14 protein-coding genes and 1 pseudogene are annotated in these 21,405 nt (G+C 70.3%); 4 read left to right on the plus strand and 11 right to left on the minus strand.

All coding sequences use genetic code 11. The features are described from left to right. Positions 1–12 precede the first annotated feature (12 nt). Genes treS through O1Q96_RS19205 form a run of 3 tightly spaced genes read right to left on the minus strand, consistent with a single transcriptional unit; the run spans position 13 to position 4,138 of the window. Entirely contained in the window at positions 13–1,743 is a 1,731-nt protein-coding gene (gene treS / locus O1Q96_RS19195; RefSeq protein ID WP_269249363.1) for a maltose alpha-D-glucosyltransferase, read from the minus strand. After that, entirely contained in the window at positions 1,740–3,788 is a 2,049-nt protein-coding gene (locus O1Q96_RS19200; RefSeq protein ID WP_269249364.1) for an alpha-1,4-glucan--maltose-1-phosphate maltosyltransferase, read from the minus strand. The genes treS and O1Q96_RS19200 overlap by 4 nt, the downstream gene beginning before the upstream one ends. 56 nt (positions 3,789–3,844) lie before the next feature. Continuing rightward, complete coding sequence (locus O1Q96_RS19205; RefSeq protein WP_269253646.1) at positions 3,845–4,138, minus strand: DUF5133 domain-containing protein; 294 nt, start codon at positions 4,136–4,138, stop codon at positions 3,845–3,847. 306 nt (positions 4,139–4,444) lie between these two features. Between O1Q96_RS19205 and O1Q96_RS19210 the strand changes: the two genes are divergently transcribed. After that, on the plus strand, positions 4,445–5,029 hold the full coding sequence (locus O1Q96_RS19210) for a pep a2 (RefSeq protein WP_269249365.1): 585 nt from the start codon (positions 4,445–4,447) through the stop codon (positions 5,027–5,029). Between the two features lie 82 nt (positions 5,030–5,111). Here O1Q96_RS19210 and O1Q96_RS19215 read toward each other — a convergent pair whose 3' ends face one another. The 6 genes and pseudogenes from O1Q96_RS19215 to O1Q96_RS19240 form a co-directional block, all read right to left on the minus strand. Then, positions 5,112–8,117, minus strand: coding sequence for a glycosyl hydrolase (locus tag O1Q96_RS19215; protein ID WP_269249366.1), 3,006 nt, complete (start codon positions 8,115–8,117; stop codon positions 5,112–5,114). Between the two features lie 168 nt (positions 8,118–8,285). Then, the gene (locus tag O1Q96_RS19220) at positions 8,286–8,546 is read right to left on the minus strand and encodes a UBP-type zinc finger domain-containing protein (protein ID WP_269249367.1); all 261 of its coding nucleotides are present in this window, start codon (positions 8,544–8,546) and stop codon (positions 8,286–8,288) included. Positions 8,547–8,718: 172 nt separating this feature from the next. After that, on the minus strand, positions 8,719–9,315 hold the full coding sequence (locus tag O1Q96_RS19225) for a hypothetical protein (RefSeq protein WP_269249368.1): 597 nt from the start codon (positions 9,313–9,315) through the stop codon (positions 8,719–8,721). 102 nt (positions 9,316–9,417) lie between these two features. After that, complete coding sequence (locus tag O1Q96_RS19230) at positions 9,418–11,322, minus strand: AMP-dependent synthetase/ligase (RefSeq protein WP_269249369.1); 1,905 nt, start codon at positions 11,320–11,322, stop codon at positions 9,418–9,420. Positions 11,323–11,454: 132 nt separating this feature from the next. Further along, positions 11,455–12,282: pseudogene (locus tag O1Q96_RS19235) on the minus strand (ThuA domain-containing protein); the annotation flags it as partial. Between the two features lie 35 nt (positions 12,283–12,317). Beyond that, the gene (locus O1Q96_RS19240) at positions 12,318–14,528 is read right to left on the minus strand and encodes an RICIN domain-containing protein (protein WP_419586915.1); all 2,211 of its coding nucleotides are present in this window, start codon (positions 14,526–14,528) and stop codon (positions 12,318–12,320) included. A gap of 306 nt (positions 14,529–14,834) precedes the next feature. On the opposite strand from O1Q96_RS19240, the gene O1Q96_RS19245 reads away from it, so the two are divergent. Then, positions 14,835–15,716 (plus strand): alpha/beta fold hydrolase, encoded by an 882-nt coding sequence (locus O1Q96_RS19245; protein ID WP_269249370.1) that lies wholly within the window; start codon positions 14,835–14,837, stop codon positions 15,714–15,716. A gap of 7 nt (positions 15,717–15,723) precedes the next feature. On the opposite strand, the gene O1Q96_RS19250 is transcribed toward O1Q96_RS19245, so the two are convergent. Then, positions 15,724–16,533, minus strand: coding sequence for an NPP1 family protein (locus O1Q96_RS19250; RefSeq protein WP_383207663.1), 810 nt, complete (start codon positions 16,531–16,533; stop codon positions 15,724–15,726). Between the two features lie 173 nt (positions 16,534–16,706). On the opposite strand from O1Q96_RS19250, the gene O1Q96_RS19255 reads away from it, so the two are divergent. After that, on the plus strand, positions 16,707–18,440 hold the full coding sequence (locus O1Q96_RS19255) for an ArnT family glycosyltransferase (RefSeq protein WP_419586916.1): 1,734 nt from the start codon (positions 16,707–16,709) through the stop codon (positions 18,438–18,440). An 85-nt stretch (positions 18,441–18,525) separates the two neighbouring features. Continuing rightward, the gene (locus tag O1Q96_RS19260; RefSeq protein ID WP_269249372.1) at positions 18,526–19,428 is read left to right on the plus strand and encodes an endonuclease/exonuclease/phosphatase family protein; all 903 of its coding nucleotides are present in this window, start codon (positions 18,526–18,528) and stop codon (positions 19,426–19,428) included. On the opposite strand, the gene O1Q96_RS19265 is transcribed toward O1Q96_RS19260, so the two are convergent. Beyond that, complete coding sequence (locus tag O1Q96_RS19265) at positions 19,398–21,152, minus strand: acyltransferase (protein ID WP_269249373.1); 1,755 nt, start codon at positions 21,150–21,152, stop codon at positions 19,398–19,400. The two genes, O1Q96_RS19260 and O1Q96_RS19265, sit on opposite strands and share 31 nt — an antisense overlap. Between the last annotated feature and the right edge of the window lie 253 nt (positions 21,153–21,405).

Consider the following 21,405-nt stretch of genomic DNA (forward strand, 5'->3'; position numbering starts at 1 on the left):
CGACCCGTCCTTTCAGGAGCACACCATCAATCGGCGTTTGGTGAGGGGAGTGGCCCCACACAGTCGGAACCAGTAGAAGCCGTGGCCTGCGAGGGTGAGGAGGTAGGGGAGGTCGCCGATGGCGGGGAAGCGGACGCCGCCGATGAGTTCGACGGGGTGGCGGCCGTTGAAGGTCTGGAGGTCGAGTTCGGTGGGCTGGGCGAAGCGGGAGAAGTTGTGGACGCACAGGACGAGGTCGTCGCCGTGTTCGCGGAGGAAGGCGATGACGGCGGGGTTGGAGGAGGGGAGTTCGGTGTAGGAGCCGAGGCCGAAGGCGGGGTTCTGTTTGCGGATTTCGATCATGCGTCGGGTCCAGTGGAGCAGTGAGCTGGGGTTGCTCATGGAGGCTTCGACGTTGGTGACCTGGTAGCCGTGGACGGGGTCCATGATCGTGGGGAGGAAGAGGCGTCCGGGGTCGCAGGAGGAGAAGCCTGCGTTGCGGTCGGGGGTCCATTGCATGGGGGTGCGGACGGCGTCGCGGTCGCCGAGCCAGATGTTGTCGCCCATGCCGATTTCGTCGCCGTAGTAGAGGATCGGTGATCCTGGCAGTGACAGCAGCAGTGCGGTGAAGAGTTCGATCTGGTTGCGGTCGTTGTCGAGGAGGGTGGCGAGGCGGCGGCGGATGCCGATGTTGGCGCGCATGCGGGGGTCTTTGGCGTATTCGGCGTACATGTAGTCGCGTTCTTCGTCGGTGACCATTTCGAGGGTGAGTTCGTCGTGGTTGCGGAGGAAGATGCCCCATTGGCAGCCGGAGGGGATGGCGGGGGTTTTCGCGAGGATTTCGGAGACGGGGTAGCGGGATTCGCGGCGGACGGCCATGAAGATGCGTGGCATGACGGGGAAGTGGAAGGCCATGTGGCATTCGTCGCCGCCGGTGGTGTAGTCGCCGAAGTAGTCGACGACGTCTTCGGGCCATTGGTTGGCTTCGGCGAGGAGGACGGTGTCGGGGTAGTGGGCGTCGATTTCGGCGCGGACGCGTTTGAGGACGTGGTGGGTGGCGGGGAGGTTTTCGCAGTCGGTGCCTTCTTCGGCGAAGAGGTAGGGGACGGCGTCGAGGCGGAAGCCGTCGATGCCGAGGTCGAGCCAGAAGCGGAGGGCGGAGACGATTTCTTCCTGGACGGCGGGGTTTTCGAAGTTGAGGTCGGGTTGGTGGGAGAAGAAGCGGTGCCAGTAGTACTGCTTGCGGATGGGGTCGAAGGTCCAGTTGGAGGCTTCGGTGTCGACGAAGATGATGCGGGCGTCGGGGTATTGCTTGTCGTCGTCGGCCCACATGTAGTAGTCGCCGTAGGGGCCTTGGGGGTCGTTGCGTGAGGCTTGGAACCAGGGGTGCTGGTCGCTGGTGTGGTTCATGACGAAGTCGATGATGACGCGCATGCCGCGTTGGTGGGCGGCGTCGACGAATTCGACGAAGTCGGCGAGGTCGCCGAATTCGGGGAGGACGGCGGTGTAGTCGGAGACGTCGTAGCCGCCGTCTTTGAGGGGGGATTTGAAGAAGGGGGGGAGCCAGAGGCAGTCGACGCCGAGCCATTGGAGGTAGTCGAGTTTGGCGGTGAGGCCTTTGAGGTCGCCGATGCCGTCGCCGTTGCTGTCCTGGAAGGAGCGGACGAGGACTTCGTAGAAGACGGCGCGTTTGAACCATTCGGGGTCCCGGTCTTTGGCGGGGGTGTCTTCGAATGTGTCCGGGACGGGCTCGTTGACGATCATGTGGGTGACCCTCCGGTGGGCGGTGAGGACGGTCGCAGGACGGTGGTGACGTGCGCGGGCCGCTGTCCGGGCGTGAGGCGTACGTAGTTGGTCCTGCCCCAGTGGTAGATCTCGCCGGTGAGCTCGTCGCGCACCGGCACCGACTCGTGCCAGTCGAGGCCCAGTCGTGGCATGTCCAACGAGATGGTCGCTTCCTGGGTGTGGTGAGGGTCGAGGTTCACGACCACCACGACCACGTCATGACCGGTGCGCTTGCTGTACACGATCACGGCGTCGTTGTCGGCTTCGTGAAAATGGACGTTCCTGAGCCGGCGCAGCGCACCGTGCTCCCGCCGGATCCTGTTGAGCGAGCCGATGAGCGGCGCGATGGACGTTCCCGCGCGCTCGGCCGCCTCCCAGTCCCGCGGTCGAAGCTGGTACTTCTCCGAGTCGAGATAGTCCTCGGTCCCTGCCCTGACCGCGGTGTTCTCGCACAGTTCGTATCCCGCGTACATTCCCCAGGCGGGAGAGAGCGTCGCTGCCAGGACGGCACGGATCTCGAAAGCGGGCCGGCCTCCGTGCTGGAGGAACCCGGGGAGAATGTCAGGGGTGTTGACGAAGAAGTTGGGCCGCATATAGGCGGCCGCCTCACCCGACAGCTCGGTGAGGTACTCGGTCAGTTCCTCTTTGGTGTCGCGCCACGTGAAGTACGTGTACGACTGCTGGAAACCGACGCGGGCCAGAGTGTGCATGATCTCCGGGCGGGTGAAGGCCTCGGCCAGGAAGATCACATCGGGATCGGTGCCGTTGATGTCGGCGATCACGCGCTCCCAGAACATGACCGGCTTCGTATGCGGATTGTCGACGCGGAAGATCCGTACGCCGTGACCCATCCAGAACCGAAGAATCCTGACCGTCTCCCGGATCAGGCCGGGCATGTCCTTGTCGAAGGAGATCGGATAGATGTCCTGGTACTTCTTCGGCGGGTTCTCCGCGTACGCGATCGTCCCGTCGGGGCGGTGGTGGAACCACTCCGGGTGCTTCTCCACCCACGGGTGGTCAGGTGAGCACTGGAGCGCGAAATCCATGGCGACTTCGAGTTGCAGAGCGGTCGCGGCGCGGACGAACTCGTCGAAGTCGTCGATCGTGCCGAGATCGGGATGGACGGCGTCGTGCCCGCCCTCCGGCGAACCGATCGCCCACGGAACCCCGACATCCCCACGGTCTGCCGAGAGGTTGTTGTTCGGTCCCTTGCGGAAGGTCGTGCCGATGGGGTGGACCGGCGGCAGGTACACCACGTCGAAGCCCATCGCGGCGATGGCCGGCAGCCGTCGCGCCGCGGTCCGGAACGTGCCGCTGACCGGCGGCTTGCCCGGCTCGACCAGCGCGCCCTCCGACCGCGGGAAGAACTCGTACCAGGAGCCGTACAGCGCCCGCTCCCGCTCCACGCGCAGAGGGAGCGGTTCCGATCGGGAGATCCGCTCCCTGAGGGGGTGTCCGGCGAGCGCCGCGTCCACGTCCGGCGTCAGCGCGGCGGCCAGACGCGCGGCCAGGGGGCGGGACTCGTCGCGCAGGGCGGCCGCGGCGGTCAGCACGGCCGCCCGTCCCGCCTCGCGCGGCACTCCGGAGGCGGCCCGCTCGTACAGCTCGGCGCCCTCCTCCAGGACCAGGCCCACGTCGATGCCGGCCGGGATCTTGATGCGGGCGGACCGGCGCCAGGCGGACACGGGGTCCGACCACGCCTCCACCCAGAAGGACCAGTCGCCCACCGTCTCGGGAGTGACGTCGGCGCCCCAGCGGTCACTTCCGGGGGCGAGCTCCCGCATGGGCGTCCACGGGCCGGTGCGGCCTTCGGGATCGCGCAGGACGACGTTCGCGGCGACCGCGTCGTGGCCCTCCCCGAAGAGAGTGGCGGAGACCTGGAACGTCTCGCCCGGAACCGCCTTCGCCGGGCGGTTGCCGCGGTCGACGGCCGGACGGACATCGACGACGGGGACTCGGCCGATCGGAACGACGGGCATGCGGCCAACAGGGGGGACGCGGCCGTCTGCCGGGTTCTCGGTCATGGGATTCACCTCCGTCGTCGTTGTCCTGGTCCGTGGCCGGCCGTCGGGTCGCAGCCCTAGGCCACGGGGCTCGCCGCGAGTCCGTCGGGACGGCCCGGGCGTTCGCCGCTCTTCGGGCCGGCGTTGGCCCGTTCGCGGCGACGGGCGGCCGAGGTGGCCGCCAGGTAGCGCTCGGCGGCGTGCACGGCCTCCCGGGCGCAGCGTTTGCCCATCAGGACACAGAGTGTGTAGCCCGTGTCCTCGAAGTTGCCCCGCGCGGCACGGTCGGCGGGGGCCGCGAGCATCATGCGTTCCCAGGCCCGGTACAACTCCAGGTGCCTGGCGACCTCGTCCTTGGCAGGCAGCAGCATCTCACTGGTCACCTTCCACTCCCTCGGATGCGCACGGTTCGCTCGGATGTGCGGGAAGGCCGTGCACGCGGAGACACCGGCCGACTACAACGGCCGACACCCTCACTCATGGTGCACGCGCGGGCACCGAACGTCCTGTTGTCGATTCAACGACATGTGACCGGCTTTCGTGTTGCACGAATGGAGTACCACTCCCACTCTGATGGGAGTGACTCAGGAGCGATCACTGCTCACGCTTTGTGTTCGGGGCCCGGCCCGCGAAGGCCGGGAGGAAGCGGGAGCTTCGCCGGTGAGGAGCCAACGACGATGAAGACCGTAGTGCCCTGCTACTACCACCTCGACGTGGAAGTCAGTCCCGAGCGGGTCGATCACGCCAGGCGCATTCTGGCCGCCCACCTCCGGTACTGGAACCTGGAGAATCTCGTCGAACCCGTCTGTCACTGCGCCGAGACGCTGCTGCGAACCATCGCGGAGCACGCGACGGACAAGAACACCACCATCGAGATGTGGTGGAACGGCCAGCACCTCATCACCGCCATCGCGGACCACGACGGGGAGTTCCACCCGGAATCGGCGACGCGCGGCTGCCTGGCCCGCATCGCCGCGCTGAGCGACGGCTGGGGGTGCTGCACCACGGGAAGCGGCGGAAGGATCGTCTGGTTCTCACGCCGGGCCCGTGCCATGGAACGCGCCCCACTGGTCCCGCCCGTCCCCGAGCCCAGCCTGCGGGAGGCCCGGCGGACGCCCCGCGAGGTGCCCGTACCGGCTCTGGCGGGTCCGGTGCCCGAGGATCCGCTCGTGGCCGCGGCCGCGTGCGGCCCTTCCGAGGGCCTCGAACCAGGCGCGCTCACCACCGTGCTGCGCCGACCGGTCGGCTCTTCGACCGGGTGAGTTCCGCAGTACGGCATCCGGGTGGAACGCCGCCGGCCCGCGACCGCGTCGGTGGTCGCGGGCCGGCGGCGTCGACCTGCGGTCAGCCGATACGGACCTCCCCGTACGGGATCAGCCGTACCGGGCCCAGCAGCCCGTACGCCCCCCGGGTCAGGCCGCCGTACACGCCGGGATCGCTGACCCGCAGGCGGTTGGCGAGCGGGGTGGCCACCTCCACCTCGATGACGTTCGGGCCACGTCCGAGCAGACCGCCCAGGTCCACCACCGGATGGATCTGGTCGACCGGGTCGAGCCGGTGGCCGTTGACGGTGACCTGGCAGGTGTCGGTGACCGTGCCCAGCTCCAGACGTGCGCCGTGTCCGCCGGTCCAGCCGCGGCCGAGGGTGACCGTGGTGCGGTAGCGGCCGATGCCCGAGACGTCGGCCAGTTCGGCGATCTGCGACCAGGGCACCAGCGCGTCCAGCGTCAGCTCGTGGCCGACGACGCTGGTCCGGGTGGCCGAGGCGCCGGGCCGCCAGTCCTGGACACGCAGGCGCCACGAGGCCAGTTCCATCGGCTCCGGGACGTCCTTGAAAGAGGTGCGTGCGGTACGCCCGTCCGAGAGCACGGTCCGGTACGTGCCCGTGGCCGTGGCGCGGACGGCCAGGCCGGTGTTCGTGCAGCGCACCTCGCCCGCCTCACTGGTGACGGCGTGCGGTCGGGTGCCGCGCCGGTCACCGAAGAGGCCCGGCCGGCCGATCGCCACAACAAGGGTCTCCGCGGGCTGAAGGGTGACCCGTACGGTGACCGAGCCGCCGTCCTCGGTGTACTGAGCGATCCGCTCGGCCTTGCCGGTCCAGGGGTCCAGGAGGTACGGCACGCCCTTGGCCGCGGTGCGGTGCAGGGTGACCTCGTGGTCGATGGCGGCGACCGGCGGTTTGACGGTCTCGGCGTGCTTGCCGTTGCACAGGTAGTAGTAGTCGACACCGTCGGCGACCCGGTGGGCGTTCAGGAGTGTCGAGGCGGTCGCGTGGCGGACATCGGGCCGCACGCCGAGTGCGGCGAGCGCGTCGGGGACCGCGGTCTTCTCCGTGACGCGGCGAACCAGTGGCTGTGCCAGCAACTCCCCGACCAGCGAGCGCAGTTCGTCGGTCTCACCGGTGTCCGGGACGCCGGGCGGGGTCACCGTGTCCCAGGCGCCGAGCAGGACGACCGGCAGCCCGGCGCGGGTGAACCGCAGCAGGGTGCGCGCGTCCCGCAGGGCGAGGGTCACCGTGGAGCCGTGGAAGAAGTCGCCCTCGACGAACAGGGCCTTGTAGGCGGGGCCGTCGGGGGCGAGCCGTCCCCCGCGCACGGTCGCGGCAGGCAGGTCGAGCAGCGGCCCGCTGAGGAACTGATGGGTCCAGCCGAGTGTGACGCCCGTGGCGGTGAACCACGAGGCGCCGATGCCGGTGGCCGTGTACCCGGTCTGCCGGAACACCGCGACGTCCGCTCGGGGCCGACCCGTCTGGAGCACCTGGTGGACGCGGCCGAGGTAGCCGGACACGTCCGCGACGTGCTTCCAGGTGGGATGCCTGGGACCCCAGGACTCGCCGTAACCCGCCGTGCCCTTGTACGGGGTGAAGGCCGCGTATCCGGGCCAGTCGACGCCCGGCAGCTCGGCGTAGGAGAAGCCGTGGACGACCGTCTGGTTGACCCCGGCGGCGTAGGCGCCGCCCATGGTGCGCAGGAACCTCTGCCATGTGGTGCTGTAGGCGCTGCCCGCGTACGCGCCCGCCTCGCACGAGAGCACGGTGTGCCCCGCCATGTCACGGCCGCCGGCCAGGCACCGGTAGTCGTCGAGGTTCTTGAAGCCCAGGGACTCGCCCTCGGCGATGTCGAGGATCGCGGCCGAGGCGATGGCGTCGGTCTGCAGACCGTAGGGCTGGGAGCGCAGTTGGAGACCGAGCGAGTGGGCCCAGGTACGCAGCGCGGTGAGGTGGTGCCTGTTGAAGAGGGTGGAGACCGTCTCCCAGAAGTCGTGGCGGATCTGGCGGGTGACGGCCGCCTCGAAGGCGTAGACCTGGTTGCTGTTGTCGAGGATCACGGCGGGCAGCAGCGGCAGCAGGGAGCGGCCGGTGTGTGCGCTGAACGCGTCGGGCAGGCCGGGTGTCCACTGGAGTCCGTCGGTCTCCAGCTCGATGGAGTCCTCGAAGAGCGCCCCGCCGGACACCTTCAGCAGTCTGCGGACGGCAGGTGTGAGGATGTGTGCTTCCCAGAAGTCGGTCACCGCGCGTGTACCGGCCGCGCTGAAGTGGTCGACGACGTAGGCGGGCGGGTCGGTGTGCGGTCCCGCTTCCGGGGTCTGGCCGGAGCCGCGCACCCAGTACGCGATCACGACCCACGTGCCGTCGTCGGGCGCGGTCCAGTCGAGGACGCCGTCGGTGACGGCGGCGCTGAGATCGCGGACCGAGTCCTGGTCGAGGCCGGTCTCCTTGCGGGTGGAGTGCGCGGTGTTCACCCGCGCCGCCTGCACCAGGAGCAGCCGTTGCCCGCTCACACCGGAGGCCGCCTCGTGGACGGGCTCCGGGACGGGGCCGGTGTAGGTGGCGCCGGAGGCCACGGTGGTCGCTCCGTGGGCGAGCTCCTTGACGGCGGCCTCGCTGTCGGGGGTGATGCCGGGTACGGCGGCGGGCCAGCTGGGGCCGACGGTGAGGTCGACGGTCAGACCGCGTCGGGCGGCCTGGCTCAGCGCGGCCTCGACTCCCGTGACCCAGGCGGCGGTTCCCCAGCCGTGCCGGGCGGTGTCCAGCACCGCGGTGTCGGTGACGCTGTGGTGGACGGCGGCTATCTCCGCGCCGCCGAAACCCGCGTCGGCGATCTGGTCGATCTCCCGTCTGATCTCGTCGGGCCGTACCAGGCCGTCGGGCCACCACCAGCGGAACTTCGGGCGCACCGCGGGGGCCGGCTCGGCGAAGCGCAGGGATGCGCCGGTGTCGCCCGACACGGTGGCCGACGCGCGGCCGGGTGCCGCCCGGTCGACGGCTCCGACGGCGGCCGTCACGGCCGCCGCGGCGAGGAGGGTGCGGCGCCGGAGACCCGTCCGGTGAACTGCGGTGAGGTCGTTCATGGTTCCTGTCCACTCCCCGGGGGCAGCACGAAGAGGCCCCCTTGGGGGCCGGATTTGAATCGTTTTAATCGCTGCGAAAGTAAGCTTCTGGATCACGAGGCGTCAAGAAGCGTGCACGACACGGATTCCTGGAGGCGCGGCCCGCTTCCGGCGCCTGCGCGGCCCGTGTCAGACCATGGCCTCGTCGACGTAGCACCAGCGCCAGTTCTCGCCCGGCTCCAGCGACTGCACGACCGGGTGGCCGGCTCCGGCCGCGTGCCGGCGGGCGTGCTTCAGCGGAGAGGAGTCGCAGCATCCGACGTGTCCGCAGGTCAGGCACAACCTGAGATGTGTCCAGGGCGAGGCGAGACGAAGGCATTCCTCGCAGCCCTGAGGGGTGCGGGCCGTAACGGCCCGGACGAGCGCGAGATGCGGATCGGGTTGCGGCATGGCGGGCCTCCTCACGGAGCGGGCGGACACCGGTGGTCCGTGGTCCGATCCTCGTCCGGCCCGGTCGACGTCCACCTCGTCCAGCGTGACCTGTCCGGCGCACTCCCGCGCGACCTGCTCCGGCACGCGGCTCCGGCCCGCCCGCGGCCGACGGCCTTCGTGACGACAGGGCCTAGCGGCGGATGTTCTCCACCTCGCCGAAACCGCCCGCCGGGCTCCAGCGCAACCGGGTGAGCCACTCGGTGGACGATCGCGAGAACAGCAGGTCCTCGGTGCCGGTCACCGCCCGGGCCTTCTCCCAGCCGTCGAAGTCCTTGGTGGCCTTGGTGTCCCACGTCGACAGGTTCCGGGTGCCGACCGCGGCGAGGGACTCCGTCGGCGGTTCGCCGTCCGAGCAGTAGACACCCCAGTTCGCCATGACCGCGACCGTGCCGCGGATCGCCTTCAGCGTGATGCCCTGGCAGGAGTCGCCCTCGGTCGCGTACACCAGACGGGGCTTGCTCCACGGGCCGCCCGCGGTGTCCTGGTGCTGCTCCATGAGCCCTCGTCCGGCGGCGTAGTACATACCCACGCGGCGGCCGTCGGCCCACTCGATCTCCTCGACGAAGCGGGCGTGCGACGGCGAAGGACGGGACGCAGAGGCGGTGGGGGAGCCGGAGCCGGATCCCTCGGCTCCGGCTTCCGTGCTGCCGCAGGCCGCGGTCACCGCCACCAGCACTGCCGACGTGCCGACCCAGGCCGACAACCGGGCCCTGTGTACTCGTCGCATAGGTCTCTCCCGGCCCTCACCACGTCAGGTTCTGCGCGAACGGTCCATGTGATCATGCCCCGGCCGCATGGAGGTACGCGGCACCCGTGGACGGCGCATCGCTCATCTGAAGACGTTGTCCGCGTCGTCCCAGTTGTACGGATCGGCGGGCATGAGGCTCCTGGGGGCGCGCGTGGACGACTGGTACATCGCGTCGATCTCGGCGGCGTACCGGTGCGCGATGGCGTCCCTGCGCAACTTCATCGACGGGGTGAGCATCCCGTTGGAGAGGTCGAACGGTTCGGGCAGTACCCGGTACACGCGGATGGACTCCGAGCGCGACACGGTGCTGTTGGCCGCGGCGACGGCGCGGTTGATCTCCTCGCGCAGGGCGTTCTCCTCGCGCGTCTCGCGGTCGTGCGCCTCGCCCGGGATGGCGTGGACGGAGCGCCAGTGCGCGAGGAACTCGGGATCGAGGGTGATCAGAGCCCCCACGCAGGGCCGGTTGTCACCCACGACCACCGCCTGGTGGATGAGCGGATGGACCCGCAGGCGCTCTTCGAGGGCCGCGGGTGCGACGCTCTTGCCGCCGCTGGTGATGACGATGTCCTTCTTGCGGCCGGTGATGCTCAGATACCCCTCGTTGTCGAGGCGGCCGATGTCACCGGTGGCGAGCCAGCCGTCGCGCAGCGCAGCCCGGTTGCCCGCCGCGTCGTTGACGTAGCCCTGGAAGACCGAGGGGCCCCGCACGAGGATCTCCCCGTCGTCGGCCACGTGGATCTCCGTGTCGGGCAGAGGCTGTCCGACGGTGCCGAGTTTCTCCCGGCCGACGGGCTGGGCCGTGATGCCGCCGCTCGTCTCCGTGAGTCCGTACCCGTCATGGACGAAGATCCCGATTCCCGAGTAGAACAGGGCGAGTTCACGGTTCAGGGGAGAGCCGCCCGACACTGCGCCGCACACCCTTCCGCCCAGTGCCGCGCGGAGTTTGCGGTACACCGTCTTGTCGTAGAGGGCGTGCTGCATCCGTAGATCGAAGCCGGGCCCCGGGCCGGTCCCGAGCCGGTGCCGTTCGGCGGCCGCCGCGAAGTCCTGCGCGGTGCGGACCGCGCGCTCGAACAGGGCGCCCCGGCCCGCCTCCTGGGCCTTGCGGAGGAAGTTCTTGTAGAGCTTCTCGAAGACGAAGGGGACGGCGTAGAGATAGGTCGGCCGGAAGGACAGCAGGGCGTCGGCCAGGGTCTCCGCGCGCAGGTCGGGTTCGTGGCCCATGAGCATTCCGCCGCGCATGCACAGCCCCTGGATCATGAGGCCGTAGACGTGGGAGAAAGGCAGGAAGGCCAGGATGGCGGGCTGTTGTCCCGGCGGCGCCGCGGTGTGCCCCCATCCGGCCAGCAGCGTGTCACAGGGGCTGGCCAGGCTGCTGTGGCTCAGCGCGCACCCCTTGGGGTGCCCCGTCGTGCCGGAGGTGTAGGCGATGACGGCCGTCGAATCGGGCAGCACGATCCGGCGCATGGACTCGACCGTGGTGAACGGTACCGACCGGCCCGACTCCGCCAGGTCCGCCAGCGCTCCGGCGTCGAGCTGCCAGACGTGCCGCAGGGCCGGCAGCGAGGCGCACACCGAGCCGACCGTCATGATGCTCTGCTCGTCCTCCACCACCACGGCCACGCAGCCCGCGTCGCGGAGGATCCACCCGACCTGCTCGTGCGAGGAGGTCGGGTAGATCGGCACGATCTCGGCGCCGACCGTCCACAGCGCGTAGCTGAGGACGGTCCACTCGTAGCGGGTGCGCGCCATCACGGCCACGCGGTGGCCCGGGAAGATGCCGGCGGCGATGAAGCCCCGCGCGACATCGACCACCTCGTCCCGCAGCTCGATCGCGGTCACCGGTGACCAGACTGGGGGAGAGGCGTCGGAGCGGCGCGCCAACTGGGGCAGGAGGGGGTCGCGGTCCGCCGTCTCGAAGAGACTGTCGGCGAGTCCTCCCTGCATCAGCGGCGGAGCCGGTCTGGATACTTCCAAGGGGTGCATGTACCGCTCCAGAATCTCCTCAGAGCGCCCCTCCGATGGAGTCCGGAACCGAGGGCGTTCGAAATCTAGCCCACGACGGCCGGGGTTGTGTCACGAACGGTCGATCGGCCCGGCCTGACGGCCTTTCAGGGTGCCGCCGAGCCACTTCAGCCCGTCGAGCAGGAACCGGTTCTGGGACGCGCCGGCGAAGGTCGACGACAGCGGGGTGTCGGTCGCGTAGTCCATCGCGTTGTGGCCGACGTTCGCGTACAGCATCCGGTACTTCGTGTGGGACCACAGGACCGGGTAGTGACCGCTGTACCAGGTCTGGTTCGGATCGGTGCCCAGCGGGAAGCTGCTGGGGTCGATCGAGGCCAGGATCCTGATGTCGGGGTTGCGCCGCAGGTCGTTCGACCAGCTGTACCACTCGTTGACCGACGACGTGAAGGTGGCGGGCAGGTTCCGGGTCGAAGGATGGACGCGGTCCTCCACCCGCAGGGTGGCCGTCGTCGGGCCCCAGGTGTTCGACCTGAAGTTCCCGCCGCCGAGGAACTGCTGGTGGTACCAGGGCCACCGCTGGGCCTCCGTCGTGAAGGCGGCGACGTGGAAGCCCAGCCATCCGCCGCCCGCGCGCATGTACCGCTCGAAGCCGGACCGCTGGGCGGCGCTCTGCGGCAGGTCGTCGAGGAACAGGACGACCTGGTAGGCGTCGACACCCCCGTTGGCCAGCAGATTCCAGTCGGTGCTCGCGGTGTAGGAGAAGCCGTTCTCGGCGGCTCGGGCGGGGAACCACCGGTTGGCCTCGCGGACGAAGCTGATGTGCGCGGCGTCCCACGTCCCGCTGTGCAGGGCGAGCACCTTGAACGGTGCCGCCTCCGGGGCCGCGTGGGCGGGCGGCGCCGCGAGCCCCAGCAGGGTCGCCAGCAGCACGAGCACCCGCAGAGCCACGCGTACCGGTCCGGACGGTCTGATTCCGTGCATGGTGCGCCCCTTCTTGTGGGCGTTCCTGTAGGCGGTCACGGGTGGTTGACGAGGTTGGCGACGTTGGTGGCGGAGTCGGACGGGCCGCCGCGGTCGTTGACGACGTGGCGGATCGTGCCGGTGCCGCCCAGCGAGACGGTCACCATGCTGCGGAAGCGCACGTTCGCGTTGTTCGGCGCCTCGATGGCGCGCTCCGCGGTGACGGCCGGATTCACGTTGAAATAGCAGTAGCTGCCGAAGCCGTACACCTGGTGGCTGGTCACGGAGTTCGCGACCTTGTAGGCGGCGTAGCCCTGGGTGGAGCCGTTCATCCAGGCCGACTGGGAGGGCGGGTCGTAGGGCATCTCGTTCTGGTAGAAGTACGTGCGGCCGCCGTTGCCGTTCCAGATGGTCTGGTGCTTCTGGTAGTGCTCGACGAACAGGCCGTACATGGTGACGTCGTCGCCGTTGACCACGAGTCCGGTGTCGGCGGTGTTGGTGTTCCAGCCGACGCCGTTGCCGTGGTCGGCGCGCCAGATCCACAGGTGGTCGCCGATGACGTCGTCACTGTTGACCGTGAGGTTGGTGGTGGCCCTGCCCACGGCCGCGCCCCCGACACGGAAGAACACGTCGTGCAGGGAGCTGGGGTTGGCGCTGTGGTCGGCCGAGGAGCCGCTCGGACCCATCTCCAGGAGCTGCGCCGAGTTGGTGGTCCCCGCGTCGACGAGGATGCCGGCGAGTTTGACGCCGTCCACGTCGGCGACCGTCATGGCCGTGATGCCGTTGTCCGGGATGAGCGTGGCGAGGCCCAGACCGAGTACGACGGTGTTGGGGCGGGTGACCTTGAGGGTCTGGTCCAGGTGGTAGACGCCGGGGGTGACCAGCAGGTTCTTGCCCTGTGCGAGAGCGGCGTTGAGCTGGGCCGCGGTCGCGCCCGGCTTGACGACGAAGAAGTCGGACAGCGGCAGGGAGGTTCCCGCGGGCGTGCCCGCGCCCCAGGTGGTGCCGCGCGAGTCGGTGCGTACGGCGGGCACGAACACCTTGTAGGCGCCGGCCGCGTCGACGTACAGGAAGGGCTTCTCGCGCGAGAGGGGTGTGCGGTCGACCGTGGTGTGCGGGGGGTTGGGGAAGCTGGTGGCGGGGGCGTTCTGCGCACCGACGAAGACCATGTTCCAGTTCGAGCCCGTCCAGCTCGACCATTCGGTGTTCCGCGACAGCCACTGCTGCTGCGAACCCGACCTGACCTGGCCGTCGATCCTGGTGTCGGCCATGTAGCCGCCGCTCGACCAGCCACCGTCGTCGAGCTGGAGGTTGCCGCGCAGGTGCATCCGCCGGTAGGGAGCCGCCTGTGAGACGGCCCAGCGGTCGGTGCCGGACGTCGGTGTCACGGACAGGTTCTCCGCCGAACGCCAGAAGTTCTGGGTGGCGTTGCCCTGGAACCAGTCGGCCTCGGCGTGCACCGCGCCGCGGATGGTGACGTCGTCGGGGGAGAGGCCGAGGCCCGCGACCTGGGTGTAGAAACCGACGTTGGCGTTCGCGTCGTACGTGCCGGGCTTGAAGAGGAAGGCCTTGCGGGCCGAGCCGAACTGGTTGGTCTCCTGCTGCGCGAAGGCCGCGTCGAGGCTGCGCTGGATGGTGGCGGCGGGGGTGGACGGGTCGAAGACGGTCACGTTGGGGCCGAGGTCCGGCGTTCCGGGCGGCTGCTGGACGTCGACGGGATCGACGCGGAAGGACTGGGCCGCGGAGCCGTTGCACGTCCACTGCTGGAGCTGTGTGCCGTCGGCGGTCGACGCACCCGGTACGTCGAGGCACTTGCCGCTGTGCCGGTTCACGAAGTGATAGGCCCCACCCGCTTCCGCGACGGGCCGCCACTGCTGGTTCGCGCCGCCGCCGTACGTCCACAGCTGCACGAGCGCGCCGTCGGCCGCCGAGACGTCGGTGACGTCCCAGGCCTTCGTGGCGTCACCGCGGTTGCCGACCCGGACGTGCCCGTCGGTGGTGTCGCGGAGCTCCCACTGCTGGGCCTGGCCGCCGTTGCACGCGTACTGCTGGACGGCGGTGCCGTCGGCCGTCGCGGCCGCCCGGGCGTCGACACACTTGCCGCTGCCCGCGTTGACGACGGTGGCCCAGCCGGTGGGGAGGGCGGCGGCCCTGGCGTCCCGCGTCGGCGGGGCCGCCGCCACGGCGGACGCGGCCGACGCCACCAGGGCGAGGGCGGTGAGGAGGGTGGGTATCCGACGGCTTGGTGATCTCGTCGATCTGAACACGGATTCTCCTGTGACGTGGGGGGAGGGAGAGAAATCGTCGTCCATGGACGTGAACGATGAGCGCATTCGTGGAATCTCGGCGATCGGTGAACCTAAAGGTCTGAACCAAGCTCGTCAAGATGTGAAGCAAAGACGGTGGGCAATCGCCCGGAATCCACAAGGAAGTGAAGGCGTCTCGGCTACGCGAAGCCGCCGGTCCGCCTCTGTGTGGACGGGCGGTCCGCTCGGGCCCTCATTACGATTGAGATCGTCGTACCGCCCAGCGGGGCGCGTGCGAGGGGGCCGACCGACGTCAGGAGGGCCGCCGTGAGCACGATCGCGGTGAGGGCCGCCCAGCTGAAGAGCGGACTCGTCCTCCCCTATGCCGAGGCGGGCTACCCGGAGGGCGCTCCCGTCGTGTTCGTGCACGGTCTCGCGGACTCCTGGTGGACGTTCGAGCCGCTGCTCAGGCAGCTTCCCGGCGCGCTGCACGGATACGCCCCCACCCAGCGGGGCCACGGCGACGCCGAACGGCCCGAGGAGGGTTACGGCCCGGAGGACTTCGCGGGCGATCTCGTGGAGTTCCTCGACGCCGTGGGCATCCGGCGTGCCGTCCTGGTCGGAGCGTCGAGCGGGGGTGTGGCCGCACGGCTGGTCGCGGGCAGCCACCCCGACCGGGTGGCGGGTCTCGTCCTGGCGGGCGTCCCGGCCACACTCGCCGACAAGCCGGGCGCCACGGCGTTGGGAGAGAGCATCCAGAACCTCGCGGACCCCGTGCCGCGTGCCTTCGTGGAGGAACTGCTCGACGGTCTCACGGCCCGGCCACTGGCACGCGGGCTCCTGGCGACACTGGCCGAGGAGAACCTCAAAGTGCCCGCGCGGGTGTGGCGGGAGACCATGCGCGGGTTGCTGGAGACGGACCTCGCGGCCACGCTGAGGGGCATCCTCGTGCCCACGCTCGTGCTCTGGGGCGACGCCGACAGCCTTCTGCCGCGCGCCGATCAGCAGCTGATCCTCGACACGATTCCCGGCGCGACACTCGTCGTGTACGAGGGAGCCGGTCACGTCCTGTACTGGGAGGAGCCCGAACGGCTCGTGCAGGATGTCACCGCCTTCGCCGCGGCGGTCCTGCCGGCCCGTCCCGACGGCGGCGCTCCCGGCGGGGCCGGGGCACCGCCCCGGCCCCGCCGGGACGGTCCTTCGGTGTGACGCGCGGTCAGGCGTTGGGGTCGAAGGCGATCCCCGCCGGCTTGGCCGACGCGAGGTGCGAGTTGAACGTGCTGTCCTTGATGCCGAGCGTGGCGCTGCCGAAGTTGTACGCGGTCAGTTTGTCGCGCACGCCCGCGGGATAACCGTTCCAGCCGACCAGTGAGGGGTACTGCCACGTTCCCTTGTGGTTCTCCGGCGGCTCGTCGCCCGAGCCCGCGGCGCGGAAGCAGTGCGTGCTGATCCCGTCCTTGTGGTAGACGATCTTGGGGTGCGTTCCGTCGAAGCGGATCGCCGAACGGTTGTGGACCGTGAACGAGCCGTGGTTGGACGTCGAGACGTACTCGGCCTGGTTGTTCTGCACCCACACCACGACGTGCTCCCAGTCGTGCCGGTGCCCGCCGAGCCCGCTGCCGGCGAGGGCCTGGTCCTTCTCGAAGTAGAGGGCGTAGACGATCGCGCACCAGCCGTTGTTGCACTTGGAGCGCGAGTACCCGTTGGTGTTGTCCAGGTCCGACGCGTCACGGCACTGGCCGTTGAGGGCACCGCTCGGCTTGAGTCCGCCGTTGACGGTCCCGTCGGGGCCGATGGCGGGTGAGGAGTAGCAGCCGTCCGTGTCGTAGTCGTAGGCGGGCTGGAACGTCTGGTCCAGTCCGTCGGCACTGGCGGGCAGGGCGCCGGGCGGGGCCGCCAGGGCGGTCGCCGGGAAAGCCAGGACCAGAGCGGCGGCGCCCGCGAGGACGCCGAGCGTCCTTCGGCGGGCGCGCCGTGATCCGAAGAGCCTCGATGCCGGTCTGCCGTTCACAAGCGTCCTCCTCATCGGCCCTCTGCAGGCCAACGCCCTCTCTGACATGTGCAGTTCAGAGTCCCGGGTTTTCACCCCCGTGCCAAGAGGTCACAGGCGTCACAACGGTTACGGCCCGCACAACACTTGGAGCCCCGCCGGGCGGAAGAGCGCCACGGAAGCGGGGGGTTGGTGGGAAGGTGTCTGCCATGAGCGCGCCGCGGATCTCCCGGCTCGGCGGTGACGAGGCCACCGCCCCCCTCCTGCCCGGACCGACGGCCACGGGTGGACAGCCGGACCGATCCGCCGCGTTCATACGGTATGTGCGGCACCGGCGGTGGCCGTACGTGCTGACCGTCGTCGCGCTCCTCGCCCAGATGGCGGTCGCGATGGTCACCACCGCCGTCGAGCAGACCCCCACCATCGACGAACCCGTGTACGTGGCCACGGCCGAGGTCCACCTCAAGGAACGAAGCCTCCGCCCGAATCCCGAACACCCGCCCCTGGGCAAACTGATCATCGGGTCCGGCCTGGTGTTCGCCGACGCACGCCTGGACTCCGGATTCGCCGGAAGCCAGCAGGCCCTCGGGCGGCACCTGCTGTACGAGTCGGGCAACGACCCCGGACATCTGATGCTGTGGGCACGCCTGCCGATGATCGTCCTGACGCTGCTGTTCGGGCTCGTCGTCCTCGCGTTCGCCCGGGATCTCACCGGACCGGCCGGCGGGCTCGTGGCACTGGCCCTGTACGCGTTCTCCCCGGACGTCATCGCCAACGGATCGCTGGCCACGCTCGACGTGCCCGCGGCCGGGTTCCTCCTCACGTCCGTCTGGCTGCTGTGGCGGGCGCGCCGGCGTCCGGGCCTGTGGCTCCCGCTCGCCGGGGTGGCGCTGGGTGCCGCCGCGGCCACCAAGATGAGTGTGCTGCCGGTGGTTCCGGTGCTGTTGCTGCTGGGCGTCCTGTCGTGCCGGCAGGCCCGTCGGCCCTCCGACCCCGACGTCCGCGCCCGGCTGCGGCTCCTCGCGTACGGGGCGGCGGCCGCCGTCGGTATGGCACTGGTCGCGGTCGCCGTCGTGTGGGCGACCTATCTCGTCGTCGACCCCCGGCTGCGCTGGGTGCAGCCCGAGAACGTGCCGGACATCCGCGGGACGCGCGGCCGCGTCGCGGCGTGGCTGCCGTTCCCCGAGGCCTACCGGGACGGCATGCGCATCCAGTTCGGCTTCGAGTACGACATCTGGAAGGGCTTCCTGTTCGGACGGCTCTACGAGGGGTCCCTCTGGTACTACCTGCCGGCCGCGCTCCTGGTGAAGACACCGCTCGGCATGCTCGCCCTGTGGCTCGGCGGCGCCGTCGCGGTCCTGACCGTACGCCGGCTGCGCCCCGCGGCTCCGTACGTCCTCGTCCCCGCGGGCGTACTGCTGGTGATCTCCATGAACGGCGCCCGGGACCTCGGCGTGCGATACGTGGTGTTCATGCCGATGTTCCTCGCGGTCGCCGCCGCGGGGGTGGCGCTCTCCCGACGTCGCGCGGCCCACCTCGTGACGGCCGCGCTGGTCTGCTTCGTGGCGGTCAGCTCGCTGCGCACCTATCCGTACTACCTGCCGTACTCCAACGAGGCGTTCGGCGGACCGTCCAAGACCCATCTGCGGCTGCACGACTCGAACGTCGACTGGGGTCAGGACCTGGGCCGCCTCGCCGGCCACCTCCGCCGGCACCATCCCGGCGAGCGGGTATGGCTCGTCTACAAGGGTGCGGGCGTGCCCGCCGCCTACGGGATCGACGCGTCCAAGCCGTTGCAGGCGCCCCTCGGTGAGGTGCACGGGCTGCTCGTCGTGTCCAACTCCTCGGCCGCGAAGGCCGACGGGCGGCTTGCCGCACTGCTCGACACCAGTACGCCGATCGGCGAGGTCGGCCACTCGATCACGGTCTACCGACGGCGCTGACGCCAACTGCCATGGAGGAATGGGCCAGTCACGTCTGTCACTTCGGCCCCGCTGGTTGAGCCCAGTCGCCGGTATCGTCGATGTCATGACAACGCGTCGTACGAGGAGGCGCGGTGGGGCCCGAGCGATCGCGACGGCCCTCATGTGCGTACTGGTGGCACTCCCCGCGAGAAGCGGCGCCGCGCCCGACAGGGCCGCCGCGCCGAAGACCGACCGGGGCCTGTACGTCGGCACGTTCAACATCTACGGGAACATCGGCCACCGGGGCGACGCCGGCGACTGGATCAAGGACGAGGCCGACGCCATCAGGGACCTCACCCCCGGTGACATGGACCGGTGGCTGTTCATCGGCCTGCAGGAAGTCTGCAAGGCCCAAGGGGAGCGGTTCGCCCGGGGGTTGGGGCTGCGCAGCGCGTTCGTCGACACCGGCACGAAGTGTGCGGACGGCCAGCCGTACGGGAACGCCGTCCTGTTCCACTCGGCCGTGCGGATCCTGCCACCGGCGCTGCTGCCCAACCCGGACAACAGGAGCGGGGAGCGGGGCATCATCTGCGCGGTCGTCCGCGCTCCGGGACATACGAACGGGCCTGGCCCGTACGTCACGGCGTGCAGTACGCACCTCAGCGTCGGCGTCACGAAGAACGGGGAACGGGAGGCGCAGACCGCGTTCATCCGCGAGGACTGGAAACCGGACGGCGTCCACGTACTGGGCGCCGACGGCCCGGTCGTCCTCGCGGGCGACCTGAACGCCCCGCCCGACGCGCGGGAAATGGACGTCATGTACGGCGGCAACAGCAGTGAGGCGAGCGGCCCCCGTGAGAGCGGACCGCGGTACGCCCGGCCGACCTACGACGACGGACGCAAGATCGACTACTTGTTCGCCTGGGGCACGCGGGGCTCCGCACGCTGGCACGGCACCGGGGTCCGCCGGACCGTCAACTCGGACCACAGCTTCTACTACGGCAAGGTGTCGACGGGCACCCGATGAGAAGGGAATTCCGGCGCGGGTGAGCGGGCGGCCTCGGGGCGGTGGACGCCTCGCGGCCGGTATCCCAGGCGGTCCGACACCCCCACCAGATCCGCCAGCAGCCAGATGATGGCCAGCCACATCTCGGTGCCCTGGAGGCCGGGATCCCGGCCCGGGCCCGAACCTCCCTCGCCCGGCGGACCGAACCCGAACCCGGCTCCGTCCCGCCACCCCCGCAGAGCGTGTGCCAGCTGCTCCCCGGCCCACGACCGTGCTTCGGCCGTCCGGTGGTCTGTCTGCCGGCCGGCGAGCCACAACGGGTGTGCCACGTCCAGCACGTTGCACGCGTTCTGACGGCCCGCCGCGAACCAGCGCAGATCACGGCCGTGGGCGAGGACGGTGTCCACCACCCGCTCCGGGTACGGCAGTCGGAGGCCGAACTGCGCGAACGAGCCACGTGTGAGCCGGTAGTGGCCGTTGACGAGCTGCAGCCGGCCCGCCGCGGGCGAAGGTGCCCGGCCCCACATCCCCGTCCACGGATCCACCCGGGTGCTCAGCCAGCCGAACAGCGCCTCCAGCGCGCCCGGTTCACCCGCCGTCGCGCCCATCCCGAGGTTGTGGTGCGCACCGGTCGCCCAGCAGTCCACCCAGGCACCGGCCGACCAGGTGCGGGTCTCCCACGGCAGCGACTCCAGACGGGCGAACAGCTGACTGGCCGTCATCCGTCCCACCGCATGCACCGGATGGGCGAACCGGGAGCCCAGCAGCTCCAGCGCGTACCCCACGGACAGCACGTGGTACTCGGCGGCGCCGTCGTCGGTCCAGCCGTCCGCCGCGGGGGCGGGCAGCACACCCGGGCCGCCGTCGGGGGCGAGTTCGGGCACCAGTCCCTCGGCCGGGTCCTGCAGGGCGCGCAGCCGCTCGGCGTGTGCGGCGGCTGTCAGCTGCGGCGGAGGGGAGTCCAGCAGCAGGTCGGCGATCTCCACGGCGTCGCAGTGGGCGCGGACGGTCGCAGGCGTGCCGGGCCGGTCGCGGTACCGGCCCGATTCGGCGTCCCAGGCACGTGCGAGGAGGCCCGCGGCCTGCGTCCTGGCCCGGTCGGCGAACCGGGCGGCCGCGTCCCCGAGCCCATCGTCCGCCGCCCCGCTCCGGGAGGGACCGCGGGAGGGGGCGGGGTCGCGCCGGTCGCGCAGCCGACGGGCCGGATTGCCCGCGGCGACCGACCAGGCCGGCAGATCCTTGGTCACGACCGCGCCGGCGCCCACCACGCAGTGGTCGCCGATGGTCACCCCGTCCAGGACGACGACGTTCGAGCCGATCCACACGTCGTCGCCGACGGTGATGCCCTTGCCGGTGAGGGGCTGCCGGTGCACCGGAAGGCCGGGCGCGAAACCGTGGTTGAAGCCGAGCAGCGAGCTGTGGGCGCCGATCCGCACCCCGTCACCCAGCGCGATCCGCCCCCGCACGGTGGTGTACGGGTTGACGGTGCAGTCGGCGCCGGTGGTCACCTCGCCGGTGACGTAGGCATGGCCGGCGATGTAGGAGTTCTCGCCGAGACGGAGCACGTCGGTGAACACCCCGGCGGCGGGGGAGACGTAACAGTGCGGGCCGAAGCTCGCCCCGCTGTCGGCCAGCCGCTCCTGACGTTCGGTCTGGGCGTCCCGTTGCGCGGCGGAGGCCCGAGGGCCGAAGTCCCAGGGGCAGTAGTCGAAGTAGGAGTCCTCGTACGTGGTTTCCGGATCCATCGCACGCGAGCATAGAGAGCGCTTGCTGTCCCGGCAATGCTCCCTGTACCGGCACGGACCCGGACGGTCGTGTCAGCCGGATTGTTCGAGGCCCGGGCCTCGGCGTGGCCACTGGAAGACCGGAAGGGGAAGGGGGCGCCGCCTTCACGGCCGGCGGCGGCCGCGTCCCGTAGCCCACCTCCGGCCCTCGTGCGTGCATGAGTACCTGCGCCGTCGCCATGAGTACGCACGCTCAGGACCCGGCGACCTTCCG

This window comes from Streptomyces aurantiacus, from assembly GCF_027107535.1.
Lineage (GTDB): Bacteria > Actinomycetota > Actinomycetes > Streptomycetales > Streptomycetaceae > Streptomyces.